This window comes from Nonomuraea sp. B5E05 (assembly GCF_039880665.1).
In the GTDB taxonomy this organism is placed as follows: Bacteria; Actinomycetota; Actinomycetes; order Streptosporangiales; family Streptosporangiaceae; genus Nonomuraea.
On sequence record NZ_JBDPMJ010000004.1, the window covers coordinates 41,728 to 55,496 of the forward strand.

Below are 13,769 nucleotides of genomic sequence, written 5' to 3' on the forward strand. Positions count from 1 at the left end.
GGTCAGTACCCGCCGTACGGGCTCTTGGAGGACGGGGTGGAAGGCTTGCCCGACGGGCCCTTCGAGGGGCCGCTCGAGGGGGCCGACGAGGACACCTTCGTGCCCTGCGGCGCGATCACGCCGATCAGGCCGTGCTTGGCGCCGTCGATGCCGGCGGAGAACCACAGGGCCTTCTCGCCGCCGGTGGCCGCGGTGCCGGGTTCGAGGTCCCACAGGCCGGGCAGCACGATCGGCTTGCCGTTCGACAGGCGAAGGGAGCCCAGGTGACGGCCGCTCTTGTAGGCGTGTACGGTCCCGTCGCCGAAGTTGCCGACCAGCAGCGCTCCGGCGTACTGTCCCCAGCCCTTCGGCGCGGCGGTCAGCCCCCAGGGAGCATTGAGCCCGACCCTGGAGATGCGCCCGGTGAGGCGCCCGTTGCCGTCGAAGCGGCTCACGAAGCCCTTCCCCTCGCCGAACACCGGCTTGCCCGTGCTCTTGTCGCGCAGGGCGTAGGCCACCCAGACGTTGCCGTTGACGACCGCGACGTTGTAGGGCTTGTAGGTCGAGGGGATCGCCTTGTCCCTGAACTGCCAGCGTGACAGCCGGATGCGCTCGAAGTCCTCGTCGAAGGCGTGGATGCGCCCACCGGCGAAGTCGGCGGCCAGCAGGAAGGCTCCGTCGTCGGTCTCGGCCAGCTCCAGCCCCTTGTAGTCGGCGCCGCGGGTGAAGGCCGCGATGATCGCGTTGCCCGGGTCGGCCTCCGCGTTCCAGCCGGTGATGGCGCCGCTCGGGCTGGAGAAGATGAACGTGGCCGGCCTGCCCTTCACGGTGAAGCCGTCGCCGGGGTTGAACACCTGGCCCGTCGGGGCTCCGCCCGGAATGGCCACCTCGGTCTTCTCCTTCTTGCCCGTGCCGGAATAGACGGTGGCGCTGCCGGTGCCGGTGTTGGACACCCACAGAGTCTTGCCCATGGCCAGGCCCCACGGGTTGACGACCTTGGGGTCGGTGACAGGGGCTTTGCCCTTGACGTCCGACACAAGGTTGATGACGTCGAAACGCGTCCTGGTGGTGGCGTGTGCGGGAGTGGTGAGAGTCGCTCCCAGAACGACCGCAACAGCGCAGAGTGTGATGATGCGTGGCCGCATCCGTTGCCTCCTAGTTAGCGCTTGTGACGCGAGATACGCGGGGGGCGGGGAGCGGGTTCAGTCAGGTCCGGAAATGGCGGCGCGGGAGTTTTCCCGCATCACGCGGGGAGAGGAACAGCATGAACGTGTTGGGTATCGATATCGGCGGTTCGGGAATCAAGGGCGCGCCCGTCGACACGAAAGCCGGCAAGCTGACGGAGGAGCGCCTGCGCATTCCGACGCCCCAGCCCTCCAAGCCCGACGATGTGGCCGAGGCGGTCACGTCGATCACCAAGCATTTCGGCTGGAGCGGTCCCGTCGGCATCACCTTTCCCGGCGTGGTCGTGGACGGCGTCGTCCTGACGGCCGCCAACGTCGACCGTTCGTGGGAGGGGGTCGACGCGGCCGCGCTCTTCGGCGGGGCCACCGTGCTGAACGACGCCGACGCGGCGGGCATGGCGGAAATGACGTTCGGCAAGGGCAAGGGGCAGCGGGGGACCGTGCTCATCCTGACCTTCGGGACGGGCATCGGCAGCGCGCTGTTCACCGACGGGCATCTCGTCCGCAACACCGAGTTCGGGCACCTGCTGCTGCACGGCAGGGACGCCGAGCACCGGGCGGCGGCGCGGGTCAGGGAGGAGCGGGAACTCAGCTGGAAGGCGTGGGCCGGGCGGGTGGAGGAATATCTCCGGCACGTCGAGATGCTGTTCACGCCCTCGCTGATGGTGATCGGCGGGGGAGTGAGCAAGAAGGCCGACAAGTTCCTTCCGCACATCCACCTCGACACTCCCGTGGTGCCCGCCGCCCTCCGCAACGAGGCGGGCATCATCGGCGCCGCCCGCGCCGCCGCGCCCCGCTGACCGGCCTCACCTGAGGCCAACCGGCCGGCGACGTTCGGCGCCCGCACGCCGAGCCGGCTGAGGCGGGTGTCACGTCGTGGCCCCGCCCGTGAACGACCCCTTCGGGCGTACGTCCTCCTTCTCCGACCCTGAGGTCACGTGGTCACGGTCCAGGATCGTGAGGCGCGCCGGGATATTGGGATGCGCGGGCCGGCGCGGTCGGGCACCATGGGCGGTTGGCTCCGGGGACGCGGGGCTCAAATATCCTTGACAGCAGTATGGGAACGTCTTCGTTGTCCTCTCCACTCGCCGACCTCCAGTCCCGCCTGCCCGATCTCATGCCCCGCGATCAGAGGCGGTTGCGGCGCAGGCTCGACGGCATGCGCCGGGTGCGCTCGCGGGACGCCCGCGACAAGATCGTCGCGGAGATCCTCTCCGACGTGGAGCGAGCCGAGCAGCGGCTGGTACGCCGCCGCGAAGCCGTACCGAAAGTCACCTATCCGGAGAACCTGCCGGTCTCCCAGCGCAAGGACGACATCCTCGCGGCCATCCGCGACCACCAGGTCGTGATCATCGCGGGGGAGACCGGCTCCGGCAAGACCACCCAGATCCCCAAGATCTGTCTCGAGCTGGGGCGGGGCGTGCGCGGGCTGATCGGCCACACCCAGCCCCGCCGCATCGCCGCCCGCACGGTCGCCGAGCGCATCGCCGAGGAGCTCGGCACCGGCGACGGCCAGAAGCTCGGCGACGTGGTCGGCTACAAAGTCCGCTTCACCGACCAGGCCGGTGACCGCACCCTGGTCAAGCTGATGACCGACGGCATCCTGCTGGCCGAGCTGCAACACGACCGCATGCTCGACCAGTACGACACCCTCATCATCGACGAGGCCCACGAACGCAGCCTCAACATCGACTTCATCCTCGGCTACCTGAAACAGCTGCTGCCCAAGCGCCCCGACCTCAAGGTCGTCATCACCAGCGCGACGATCGACCCCGAGCGGTTCTCCCGCCACTTCGAAGACGCGCCGATCATCGAGGTCTCCGGCCGCACCTACCCGGTCGAGGTGCGCTACCGCCCGCTCGACGATGACGACGACCAGACGCAGGGCATCGTCGACGCCTGCAGAGAGCTGATCGGCGAGGGCCCCGGCGACATCCTGGTGTTCCTGTCGGGCGAGCGGGAGATCCGCGACGCCGCCGACGCCCTGGCCAAGGCGGAGTTTCGCAACACCGAGATTCTGCCGCTCTACGCCCGGCTGAGCGCCGCCGAGCAGCATCGTGTCTTCCAGCGCCACACCGGCCGCCGCGTCGTGCTGGCCACCAACGTGGCCGAGACCTCGCTCACGGTCCCCGGCATCAAATACGTCGTCGACCCCGGCTACGCCCGCATCTCCCGCTACAGCCACCGCACCAAGGTGCAGCGCCTGCCGATCGAGGCCATCTCGCAGGCCAGCGCCAACCAGCGCAAGGGCCGCTCAGGCCGCACCTCCGACGGCATCTGCATCCGCCTCTACGAGGAAGACGACTTCCTCAACCGGTCCGAGTTCACCGACCCCGAGATCCTGCGCACCAACCTCGCCTCGGTCATCCTGCAGATGACCTCGATCGGGCTGGGCGACATCGAGGCGTTCCCCTTCGTCGAGCCGCCCGACCGCCGCCAGGTGAAGGACGGCGTCAACCTGCTGCACGAGCTGGGCGCGTTCGACGCCCACGGCAAGCTCACGCCCGTCGGCCGCAAGCTGGCCGGCCTGCCCGTCGACCCCCGCCTGGGCCGCATGGTGCTGGAGGCGGAGAAGAACGGCTGCCTGCGCGAGGTCATGGTGATCGCCGCCGCCCTGTCGATCCAGGACCCGCGCGAGCGGCCCTCCGACAAGCAGCAGCAGGCCGACGAGAAGCACCGCCGCTTCGCCGATCCCGAGTCGGACTTCATGGCCTACCTCAACCTCTGGCACTACCTGCGCGACAAGCAGAAGGAGCTGTCGTCCAGCGCGTTCCGGCGGTTGTGCAAGGCGGAGTTCCTCAACTACCTGCGCGTGCGCGAGTGGCAGGACATCTACAGCCAGCTCCGCCAGGCGCTCGGCGCCCAGCCCGGCAGCCGGGCCGCCGACCCCCAGCAGGTGCACGCGTCGCTGCTCGTCGGGCTCCTGTCGCACATCGGCGTCAAGGACGTCATGGAGAAGCGCGGCCAGGACGGCCGCAGGCCGATCCAGGAATACCTCGGCGCCCGCAACGCCCGCTTCGCCATCTTCCCCGGGTCGGCACTGGCCAAGAAGCAGCCGCAGTGGCTCATGTCGGCCGAACTGGTCGAGACCTCCCGCCTGTGGGCGCGCGTCAACGCCAAGATCGAGCCGGGCTGGGTCGAGCCGCTCGCCCAGCACCTCGTCAAGCGCACCTACTCCGAGCCCCACTGGGAGAAGAGCCAGGGCGCCGTCATCGCCCTGGAGAAGGTCACTCTCTACGGTGTGCCGCTGGTCGTCGGCCGCAAGGTCAACTACGGCCGCATCGACCCCGACCTGTCGCGCGAGCTGTTCATCAGGCATGCGCTCGTCGAGGGCGACTGGGACACCCACCATCGTTTCCTGAAGGACAACCGCCGGCTGCTCGGAGAGGTCGAGGAGCTGGAGAACCGCGCCAGGCGCCGCGACATCCTGGTGGACGACGAGGCGCTGTTCGACTTCTACGACCAGCGGGTGCCCGCTGACGTCGTCTCGGCCCGCCACTTCGACTCCTGGTGGAAGAAGGCCAGGCACGAGCAGCCCGACCTGCTCACGTTCTCGCCGGAGATGCTGGTCAACGAGGGCACCGACGTCAGCACCCGCGACTATCCCGACACCTGGCGCCAGCTCGGGCAGCGCATGAAGCTGACCTATCGATTCGCGCCGGGCCCGGACGAGGACAGTGCCGACGGCGTGACCGTGCACGTGCCGCTCCAGGTGCTCAACCAGGTCAGCTCCGACGGCTTCGACTGGCAGATCCCCGGCCTGCGCGAAGAATTGATCACCGCGCTGATCAGATCGTTGCCGAAGAACCTGCGCCGCAACTTCGTGCCCGCCCCCAACTACGCCAGGCAGGTGCTGGAGGGCGTCAAGCCGGGCGGCGAGCCGCTGCTGGAGGCCGTGGAGCGCGAGCTGCTGCGCCTGACCGGCGTCCGGGTGCCGCGCGAGGCCTGGCAGCTCGACCAGGTGCCCGGCCATCTGCGCATCACCTACCGGGTGATCGACGAGCGCAGGCGCACGGTGGCCGAGGACAAAGACCTCGACGCGCTGAAGCGCCGCCTCGCGCCGCGCCTGCGCCAGACGCTCTCGCAGGCGGGCGACGACCTGGAGCAGACGGGCCTGCACACCTGGAGCTTCGGGACGTTGCCCAAGGTGTTCGAGCAGGGCCGGATGAAGGGTTATCCGGCCCTGGTCGACGCGGGCGACTCGGTCTCCATCAAGATCTTCGAGACGGAGGTGGAGCAGCGCCGCTCCCACTGGCCCGGGGTGCGCCGCCTGCTCCTGCTCAACGTCACCAACCCGGCCAAGTCGCTGCTCGGCGGCCTGTCCAACCAGGCCAAGCTGGCCCTGTCGCGCAGCCCGCACGGCGGGGCGGTGGCGTTGTTCGACGACGTGGTCGACACGGCCGTCGACAAGCTCATGCTCGACGCGGGCGGCCCGGCCTGGGACCCGGTGGCCTTCGACCGCCTCTACCAGCACGTGCGGGCCCACCTCTATGACACGTCGGCCGATGTGCTGGGGAAGGTGGAGCAGATTCTGAGCGTCTGGCACGCGGCGGGCGCCCGGCTCGACGCGCTGCAGCCGAGCGCGGCGACCGACGACGTGCGCGACCAGCTCGGCAGGCTCGTCCATCCGGGGTTCGTCACCGCCACGGGCTACCGGCGGCTGCCTGACGTCCTGCGCTATCTCCGCGCGATCGACCGCCGGCTCACGAAGCTCCCCGAGGATCCGTGGCGTGACCGGGAGTGGATGGATCGGGTGCACAAGGTCGAGGACGACTATCACGACCTGCGGCAGAAGCTCCACCCGGCCCGGCGCGGGGACCCTGACGTGGCGGAGATCGGGTGGATGATCGAGGAACTGCGGGTGAGCTTCTTCGCCCAGACGCTCGGCACCCCCACCCCGGTGTCGGAGAAACGCATCGCCAAGGCGATGGAGAAACTCATGCCATGAGCACGCGCTGGATCGCCCTCCGCCCACAGCGGAAAGCGGCCGGAGCCACGTGGTTCTCGTCGCGCTCCGCTTCCATGGAAAAATCCCCTTTGGTGCTGTCCGCGCTATGCCTCACGCCCGGACATATGCGGTGAAACAGGGGGATTGATGATCAAAACTGTGGTGTTCGACGTCGGTGAGACGCTGATCAGCGAGACGCGCATCTGGTCGCGCTGGGCCGAGCGGCTGGGCGTGAGCGCGTTCACGCTGATGGGCGCGCTCGGCGGGATGGCCGCGCTGGACCGTTCGCACAGTGACGCCTTCGAGCTCGTACGCCCCGGCTTCGACCTCGCCAAGGAGGAAGCCGAGTGGGAGCGCGACGACCCCCACGGCATGCGCAACACCTTCGACGCCGGCGACCTCTACCCCGACGTGCGCGACGCCCTGGCGGCCATCCGGGCGGCCGGATACCAGGTGATCATCGCGGGCAACCAGCCGGAGCGGGCCTACGCCGCGCTCGTCGCCATGGACCTGCCGGCCGATTCCGTGCACACCTCCGACGGGTGGGGCGTCTCCAAGCCGGAGCCCGGATTCTTCGCCAAGGTCGCAGCCGTCGCGGGCCGCGAGCCCGCCGAGATCCTCTACGTGGGCGACCGGCTCGACAACGACGTGCTGCCCGCCAGGGCGGCCGGCATGCGGACCGCGCTGCTGAAGCGGGGCCCATGGGGCTACCTGCACGCCGAGCGCCCCGAGGCCGGCGCGGCCGACGTGATCGCCGGCGACCTGCACGCCCTGCTGCCCGCGCTGGACGGTCTCGCCTTAAGGTCCGGCGGACGCGCAGCGGCACTTCCCCCGGCGCCGCCGGAGCCCTTCACGTGAGGTCCTCGTCGGGGTCGATGCGTACGGCCCGCTCCTCCGCCGAGAGGTCATCCGTGTCGCCGCCCTGGTCCACACCGAGTTCCTCGTCGTCCGTGTCGGGTTCGAGCCCCTCGTCCGGCTGGGTCAGCCGGTGCTTGGGCCGGGGCTCGTGGAGCCGGGACGGCGCCTCGCGCCGCAGCCGCTCGTCGAGTGTGTCCCGGTGCTGGGGGTCGTCCTCGGCGACCTCGTGATGGAGGCCGAGGTCGTCGGTCCACTCTTCGACCTCGATCTCCTGCTCATCGGCGTAGCCGTATCGGTCCGGAGGTTGTTCGGTCATATCGGCCCCCTACCCAGTGAGCGGTCCGGAATCCTCCTTCGCGGACCGGCCGGGAGGGCGGATCACCGGGTCACCGCCGCTCGCCGTTCAGCCGGGCGCGGGCCTCGTCGAGCTCCCGGCGCACGCCGGCGAGCTCGCGTTCGAGCTCCAGGATCCGGCGGATGGCGATGAGCGTCATGCCTTCTTCCGTCATGCGGGTGACGTGCCGGACGATGAGGATGTCGCGGCGGGAATAGCGCCGCTGCCCGCCGCTCGAACGGCTCGGGCTGATGACGTCGTGCTGGTCGAGCCGCCGCAGGAAGGCGTGCTGGACCTGCAACATCTCCGCCACCTGGCCGAGGGAGTAGAGAGGCGCGTGTTCGTCGTCAAGGGGAAGTTCTGGCATCGTGGCTCTCCTCGTGATCCGGGGAGCGGGCCGGGGAGCCCGCCCCCCGGACCGCGTGTCAGGCCTTGATGGCCCTGGTCTCGCCTCGCCGGATCTCCACCTTGCGCGGCCGGGCCCGCTCGAGCACCGGGATGCGGACGGTGAGCACGCCGTTGGCGTAGCCCGCGTCGATCCGCTCGCTGTCGAGGTGCTCGGACAGGTAGACCCGGCGGGTGAAGGCGCCCATCGGGCGCTCGCGGACGAACAGCCGCTCGTTGTCCGCGACCTCCTCCTCGCGGCGGGCGCTCACGCTCAGCACCCCGCGGTCGACCGTGACCTCGATGGAGTCGGGGTCGATGCCGGGGAGGTCGAAGCGGAGCAGCACGTCGTCGTCGCGGCGCAGCCCGTCCATGGGCATCACGGCGTTGCCGTTGTCGAGGGTCTGGCGTGCCAGGCGGCTGAACTGCCGCTCGAACTCCTGGAAGAACGGGTCAATTGAGGTCAAGAGCATTTTCTAACCTCCTCGCTGCTTCTCCTGGTGGAGCTAACCTCCAAATGCAGTTACAGGTTAGCTCCACCAACGGCTACAGGCAAGTGGTGTCCCTGGACGGTCAGGCGTTCTCCAGACGTGGCCTCAGCCCGGCGGCCTGCCTGATCGTCCGGCCTGACAGCCGGGCCGGCGCCACCGCCGCGAGCAGGGTCGCCGCCACGCAGGCCACCCCGCCGATCTCCAGGGCGACCCTGGGTCCCATGGCGTCGCTGAGCCAGCCCAGCAGCGGCCCGCCGAGCCCCCCGCCCCGGCGCTGACGATGGACAGCGCCGCGATGATCCGGCCGCGCATCGGCTCGGGGCTGTCGAGTTGTGCCCCTGCCGACACGGTGGTGTCGGGATGTGAGGCAGGACACGGGTGTGAAGCGGGTGCAGCGAGTCAGCCCTCGCAGGTGAGCACGCCGCCGACGACGGTGGCGAGGCAAGGTGGCTGGGAGAGCAGGGCCGCGTACGGATAACGTCCGCGGGCGTCGAAGACGGCGAAGTCGGCACGGGTGCCGGCGGCCAGCGACCCGATCCTGCCCCTGCCGCGGTCCATGCCCAGTGCCCTGGCGCCGCCCAGCGTGGCGGCCTCCACCAGCCGGCGGTCGAGCTCCTTCGGCCGCAGCCTCAGCTCCCGCGCGCGGCGCCTGATCGCACCGGCCGGCCCCAGCGGGCCGGTCGGTGGCGTGCCGGCCGGGCCGCGGCTGCCGAAGGCGACGGTGTTGCCCTCGTCCAGCAGGGCCAGCACGTCCTGCACCTGTGACGGCTCAGGCGGGCAGAGCGCCACGGCGGTCCTGCGCAGCCGCAGCAGCTTGCGCTCGCCCGGGTCCAGCGACCTGCCGCTCGCCACGTGGCACAGCGGGCCGAGCACACCGGTCTCATCCAGCTCCACGGGGGAGCGATGGTCCAGGCGGACCATCAGCCGCAGCCCGAACGTCCTGGCCAGCACGGCCACGTCCTCCAGCACGTGCGGGTCGCGCGCGTGGGCGGCGATCCCCACCACGCGGGGACGCTCCGCCTCGCGGATGGCGGTGATGACCGCGTCCCGGTCGTGTTCCTCCCACTCCTCCTCGCCGGCGCTGGTCACCTCGACGTACGAGATGCCGGGGAGCGCCGGACCGTCGGCCAGGTCGGAGAGCACGCCGCCCCGCGCGGTCACCCCCGGGGCGGGCGACGGCGCGGCGGAGCACGCGTCGACCAGCCCCGCCACGATCATCCCCGGCCACCGCAGCTCCTGCGCGGAGGGGTACGCAGGGAGCAGTTCCGCTCGCGGGCCGACCGCGAGCACCCGCTCGCCCCTGATCGCCACGGCGCCGTCGCGGATGGGGACGGTGCAGACGGGCACGACGAGCGGGGCGGAATGGAGGACGACGGGCCCGGGCGCGCGCCTGCCCGGAGCCGGCCCGGCACGCTTCGCAGACGGCATCAGGACTCCCGTCGAGATTTCCCCTCTAGGCATTAAACGTGAAGGCAGGATATGCCCGCAATCGGGACGAACGGGGCGAATCGCTAGGTCGGCGAAGTTGTCCTGCTTCCCGCCGTCTGATCGTTGATCTCCGACAATTACCTCTATACCGTCAATCCGTGAACGCCCTGAAGAAGCTGCTGAAGGGTTTACCCGCGGTCATCGTGATGATCCCGGTGAGCCTCATGGCGACCCCCGCTTCCGCAGCGCCCCCCACCGATCCCGAGCATCCCTGGCGGCAGGACCACTGGCCGCAGACGCAGCCCTGGCAGGTCGACGCACCCGACGACGTCCAGGCCCTGCGCACCCGCCTCCCCGGCGGCCTCAAACCCATCGACCCGCAGAACTGGAAGAACCCCGACCACATGACGTGGGCGGACTACAGGAAGCCGCCCGGCACCAACTGGGCCGACCCCTCCGCCAAGGGGTCGAAGCGCACCTTCAAGGGCGCGCTCGTGCTGCTCGACTACCCCAACCAGCCGTTCGTGGCGACCCAGCCCCAGGGCTCGACGATCTTCGGGAACCCGAGCGCCGAGGCCCACGGCATCCCCCGTGACGAAGTGGCGACCTTCTACCGGGACTTCCTCAACACCCCGAACAAGCTCAACAAGGGACACACCATCCACGAGTACTGGATGGAGGACTCGGGCGGCAGGTACGGCGTGGAACTGGCCGGGTTCGGCCCGTACACGATGTCGGGCAAGGACCACGAGTACGCCATGGAGTTCCAGGGCGGCGCCGGGTGCCCCGCGGGCGACTCGTGCGACAAGAACCTGCGCACCGAGGGCAACGCCGCCTGGATCGCCGACGTCGGGCAGGAGACGGCCGAGCAGTTCGACTTCGTCTTCTACCTGAGTGCCGGCCAGGACGAGTCGTCCACCTGGCAGGAGTTCGGGATGATGAAATTCCCGACAAAGGAGGACGTACCGGACGAGTGGGGTCCGCCGGACGCCGCGCTGCCCAACTGGGCCGACACCCGCTACGTCGACTGGACCTCGTGGCAGGCCGGCTCCACCTTCTGGCCCAACGCCCGCTTCGGCATCGACTCGGTGCAGGCCGAGAGCTCCGGCATGGCCGTCTACGCCCACGAGCTGAGCCACATCATGGGCATCGCCGACAACTACAACAACCCGTACGGCGTGCCGCCGCGCAGGGCGTACACAGGCGTGTGGGAGATGCTCAGCCGCGGCAGCTTCAACGGGCCCGGCGGCCCGCACTCCCGCTGGCTCATCCCGCCCACCGCCGGCGCGTCCATGGGCGCCCAGCACATGCTCCGCAACAAGATCAAGCTGGAGATGGTCGACGAGCGGAACGTGCTGCGCCTGTCGCGCGAGGCGCTCGACGAGTCAGGCCTGGTCACCGTCGAGATCCTGGCGCGCGCGGTCCAGCCGGGCAAGAAGGAGCTCTCGGGCGTCAACCTCTCCTTCGACACCGGCGACAAGAGCCCGGCGTGTGACCCGCGGACCGACCCGCTCTGCGACGGCGGCGGCTACCAGAACTACACGGTCGAGGTCGTGGACCGCATGGGCTCCGACTCGTTCACCCCCGACTCCGGAGTTCTGCTGGCCAAGACCAAGAACGAGGACCGGGCGCCGTTCGAGTGGGTGATCGACGCCAACCCGCAGGACATCGGCATGACCGACTACGTCATGCCCGACGGGACCAAGGTGCCCATCACGATCGGCGACTACCGCCAGCTCTCCGACGCCCTCTTCCACGCCGGCACCGACTCCGGCAGCGAGTACGAGTACGTCGACGAGGCCAACCGCCTGCACTTCTACGTCACCGACCGCAAGCGCGGCCGCGACGGCACCCTGTCGTACACGGTCGCGATCCGCTCGCTCGACGGCCCGGGGCCGCAGCGGCGCGGCGTCAAGGTGCTGCCCGCGGCCGGCGTGCCCACCGGCAAGAACCTGTCCACCTGCAAGTTCCCGCTGTTCAACACCGGCAGGGCCGTCCCGGCGCAGGGACAGCACCCCGAGGACGTCAGCGCCTACCTGAACGCCGACGTCTACCGGCTCAAGGCCGAGGTGCAGGGCAAGGGCTGGGCCGTCCAGCTGCCGAACGCCCTGGCCTCCGTCGAGTTCGGCAAGCACGAGCTCGTCACCGTGAACGCGGCGCGCGAGTCCGGCGGCGCCCGGCTGGCCAAGGTCAAGCTCACCGCCACCTCGGAGAGCGATCCCGGCAAGACGGTGACGGCCACCTGTCACGTGATCGGCCTCTAGAACAACGATGGGGTACGGCCGGCGCACGCCGTACCCCATCGGCCGGCAGCACCCGCGAGGGACCCCCGCTCGAAGTCGCACCGCCCCCGGCCCGGCTCAGGTGAGCGGGCTCCTGATCAGCTCGCCGGCCGCCTGCCTCGCCTGCAGGATGCTCTCCTCGAACATCTTGCGCACGTGCGCCGCGTGGTCGGTCAGCTCCCTGATGCGCTCGTGCGCCATCTCGTCGCGCACGGTGTCGGCGATCAGCGCCTGGTATTCGTGGGTTCTGGCGGCCAGTGCCTCCAGCCGCCGATGGGCGGAGTAGGCCTTGTCGGCCTTGCGCACCTGCTTGGCGTACTTCTCCAGGTGGCGTACGCGCCGTGACAGCGACGTCCACGCGGCGTCGAGCGCCTTGGTGTAGGGCTTGAACGCGTCCTCCATACCGGACGGCAGCTCGCGGGGGATGATCCTGCCCTGCTCGGCGTGCATGGACGACAGCCGCCGCAGCCGGTGCGCGATCTGCCAGACCTCCTCCGGCAGCGACACCTGGTTGTCGACCGTGTCGATCAGGCCCGCCGCGTGGACCCGCGAGTTGATGACGGACTCGGCGGCGTTCTGTGCCCTGCGCAGCAGCATCTGGCACGGATAGTCGAGGTCCTCCGGCAGGACGTAATGGTCGGCGTGGCTCTGGGCGACACGGAGCTTCCGCCTGGCCGACCTGTTGGAGGTGTCCTGGGCCATCCAGCGGAACAACATGATCATCCCCATGCCGGAGCCTGCCAGGAACAACAACGGTGATCTGGTCAGCAAGGAGAGCAGCAGCAGAAGGCCGGGCAGCAGGAAGATCAGGGCGGGATGGCGCGTGGTGTCCAGCTGCCGGCCGGATCGAGCCATCCGGAGAAGGTGCGGGTTCGACCGCAGCTCGCTCGAGATCGCCGGGGGCAGCATTGGATCGATCACCAGCCGTGGAGGCAGTGCACGTGGATCCATATGTTTATGTTGCGTTATGAACGGCGATTCTGCTCACCATGGTGGACATATAGGGTCGCGATAATGGACGAGATGACGAGGTGGATAGACCTGGAAGGCGCGGTCAACGCGCGTGACCTGGGCGGACTGCCCACCCACGACGGCGGGCGCACCCGCCGCGGGCGGATCTTCCGTGCCGACAACCTGCAAGGGCTCACGCCCGGCGACGTGACGCTGCTCGTGGACGAGCTGGGCCTGCGGCACGTGGTCGATCTCCGCTCGAACGCGGAGGTGTCTCTGGAGGGCCCCGGGCCGCTGACGCGGGTGCCCGAGGTGCGGCACCACCATCTGACCCTGTTCGCCGAGGGAGGCCGGCACACCGACGTCGAGGCCGACGCCATCGACGGGGAGCGGGTGCTGCCATGGGCGGAGCGCGGGCTGGACGAGGAGCTGCGGGTGACCGGCTTCTACTTCGGCTACCTGCGCGACCGGCCGGACGCCGTGGTCGACGCGCTGCGCGCGATGGCGCTCGACGACGGCGCGTCGCTGGTGCACTGCGCGGCGGGCAAGGACCGCACCGGCGTGCTGTCGGCGCTCGCCCTGGAGGTGGCGGGGGCGACCAGGGAGGCGATCGTCGAGGACTACGTGGCCACGGGGGAGCGGCTCGAGCTCATACTCAAGCGGCTGCGCGGCAGCGACACCTACCGTGGCGACCTCGACTCGCGCCCGGCCGACGACCACATGCCGCGGGCCGGGTACATCGAGCAGTTCCTCGGCGTGCTCGACGACCGTTTCGGCGGGCCGCTCGAGTGGCTGGCCGGGCACGGCTGGACCGCCGCCGACACCGAGGCCATGCGCTCCCGCCTGCGCGACTGACGGCGCCGCCCGCCGCAAGCCCAGAGGGCACGCCGATCCCTGCGCCCGTCAGCCCAGGGCACGCACGACGAGCCC

The 13,769-nt window shown here is 70.0% G+C and carries 12 protein-coding genes; 5 read left to right on the forward strand and 7 right to left on the reverse strand.

Annotated features, from left to right (window positions below):
- Nucleotides 1–2 precede the first annotated feature (2 nt).
- Nucleotides 3–1,124, reverse strand: coding sequence for a TIGR03118 family protein (locus ABGB01_RS08965; RefSeq protein ID WP_347772202.1), 1,122 nt, complete (start codon nucleotides 1,122–1,124; stop codon nucleotides 3–5).
- Nucleotides 1,125–1,243: 119 nt separating this feature from the next.
- On the opposite strand from ABGB01_RS08965, the gene ppgK reads away from it, so the two are divergent.
- The 3 genes from ppgK to ABGB01_RS08980 all read left to right on the forward strand — a co-directional run bounded on the left by ppgK (nucleotide 1,244) and on the right by ABGB01_RS08980 (nucleotide 6,969).
- Nucleotides 1,244–1,963: a polyphosphate--glucose phosphotransferase gene (gene ppgK / locus ABGB01_RS08970; protein ID WP_347772204.1), complete on the forward strand. Its 720-nt coding sequence runs from the start codon at nucleotides 1,244–1,246 to the stop codon at nucleotides 1,961–1,963.
- Between the two features lie 257 nt (nucleotides 1,964–2,220).
- Nucleotides 2,221–6,111, forward strand: a complete 3,891-nt coding sequence (gene hrpA, locus ABGB01_RS08975; protein WP_347772206.1) for an ATP-dependent RNA helicase HrpA — start codon at nucleotides 2,221–2,223, stop codon at nucleotides 6,109–6,111.
- A gap of 147 nt (nucleotides 6,112–6,258) precedes the next feature.
- Nucleotides 6,259–6,969, forward strand: a complete 711-nt coding sequence (locus ABGB01_RS08980; protein WP_347772208.1) for an HAD family hydrolase — start codon at nucleotides 6,259–6,261, stop codon at nucleotides 6,967–6,969.
- Here ABGB01_RS08980 and ABGB01_RS08985 read toward each other — a convergent pair.
- From ABGB01_RS08985 to ABGB01_RS09005, 5 genes are all read right to left on the reverse strand, one after another.
- Nucleotides 6,962–7,285 (reverse strand): DUF5709 domain-containing protein, encoded by a 324-nt coding sequence (locus ABGB01_RS08985; protein WP_347772210.1) that lies wholly within the window; start codon nucleotides 7,283–7,285, stop codon nucleotides 6,962–6,964. The genes ABGB01_RS08980 and ABGB01_RS08985 overlap by 8 nt on opposite strands.
- A 70-nt stretch (nucleotides 7,286–7,355) precedes the next feature.
- Nucleotides 7,356–7,670: a MerR family transcriptional regulator gene (locus tag ABGB01_RS08990; RefSeq protein WP_347772212.1), complete on the reverse strand. Its 315-nt coding sequence runs from the start codon at nucleotides 7,668–7,670 to the stop codon at nucleotides 7,356–7,358.
- Nucleotides 7,671–7,728: 58 nt separating this feature from the next.
- Entirely contained in the window at nucleotides 7,729–8,160 is a 432-nt protein-coding gene (locus ABGB01_RS08995) for an Hsp20/alpha crystallin family protein (protein ID WP_347772214.1), read from the reverse strand.
- Between the two features lie 100 nt (nucleotides 8,161–8,260).
- Nucleotides 8,261–8,401, reverse strand: coding sequence for a hypothetical protein (locus ABGB01_RS09000; protein WP_347772216.1), 141 nt, complete (start codon nucleotides 8,399–8,401; stop codon nucleotides 8,261–8,263).
- A gap of 176 nt (nucleotides 8,402–8,577) precedes the next feature.
- Nucleotides 8,578–9,606 (reverse strand): amidohydrolase family protein, encoded by a 1,029-nt coding sequence (locus ABGB01_RS09005; protein ID WP_347772218.1) that lies wholly within the window; start codon nucleotides 9,604–9,606, stop codon nucleotides 8,578–8,580.
- Between the two features lie 158 nt (nucleotides 9,607–9,764).
- On the opposite strand from ABGB01_RS09005, the gene ABGB01_RS09010 reads away from it, so the two are divergent.
- On the forward strand, nucleotides 9,765–11,870 hold the full coding sequence (locus ABGB01_RS09010) for a M6 family metalloprotease domain-containing protein (RefSeq protein WP_347772220.1): 2,106 nt from the start codon (nucleotides 9,765–9,767) through the stop codon (nucleotides 11,868–11,870).
- Nucleotides 11,871–11,966: 96 nt separating this feature from the next.
- Here ABGB01_RS09010 and ABGB01_RS09015 read toward each other — a convergent pair whose 3' ends face one another.
- Nucleotides 11,967–12,743 (reverse strand): hypothetical protein, encoded by a 777-nt coding sequence (locus tag ABGB01_RS09015; protein ID WP_347772222.1) that lies wholly within the window; start codon nucleotides 12,741–12,743, stop codon nucleotides 11,967–11,969.
- Between the two features lie 168 nt (nucleotides 12,744–12,911).
- On the opposite strand from ABGB01_RS09015, the gene ABGB01_RS09020 reads away from it, so the two are divergent.
- Nucleotides 12,912–13,694, forward strand: a complete 783-nt coding sequence (locus ABGB01_RS09020; protein ID WP_347772224.1) for a tyrosine-protein phosphatase — start codon at nucleotides 12,912–12,914, stop codon at nucleotides 13,692–13,694.
- Nucleotides 13,695–13,769: the final 75 nt, after the last annotated feature.

Coding starts and splice junctions, on each gene's coding strand:
- ppgK (WP_347772204.1), top strand. CDS start 1,244: ATGAACGTGTTGGGTATCGATATCGGCGGTTCGGGAATCAAGGGCGCG.
- hrpA (WP_347772206.1), top strand. CDS start 2,221: ATGGGAACGTCTTCGTTGTCCTCTCCACTCGCCGACCTCCAGTCCCGC.
- ABGB01_RS08985 (WP_347772210.1), bottom strand. CDS start 7,285: ATGACCGAACAACCTCCGGACCGATACGGCTACGCCGATGAGCAGGAG.
- ABGB01_RS08965 (WP_347772202.1), bottom strand. CDS start 1,124: ATGCGGCCACGCATCATCACACTCTGCGCTGTTGCGGTCGTTCTGGGA.
- ABGB01_RS09000 (WP_347772216.1), bottom strand. CDS start 8,401: ATGGGACCCAGGGTCGCCCTGGAGATCGGCGGGGTGGCCTGCGTGGCG.
- ABGB01_RS08995 (WP_347772214.1), bottom strand. CDS start 8,160: ATGCTCTTGACCTCAATTGACCCGTTCTTCCAGGAGTTCGAGCGGCAG.
- ABGB01_RS09015 (WP_347772222.1), bottom strand. CDS start 12,743: ATGGCTCGATCCGGCCGGCAGCTGGACACCACGCGCCATCCCGCCCTG.
- ABGB01_RS09005 (WP_347772218.1), bottom strand. CDS start 9,606: ATGCCGTCTGCGAAGCGTGCCGGGCCGGCTCCGGGCAGGCGCGCGCCC.
- ABGB01_RS09020 (WP_347772224.1), top strand. CDS start 12,912: ATGACGAGGTGGATAGACCTGGAAGGCGCGGTCAACGCGCGTGACCTG.
- ABGB01_RS08990 (WP_347772212.1), bottom strand. CDS start 7,670: ATGCCAGAACTTCCCCTTGACGACGAACACGCGCCTCTCTACTCCCTC.
- ABGB01_RS08980 (WP_347772208.1), top strand. CDS start 6,259: ATGATCAAAACTGTGGTGTTCGACGTCGGTGAGACGCTGATCAGCGAG.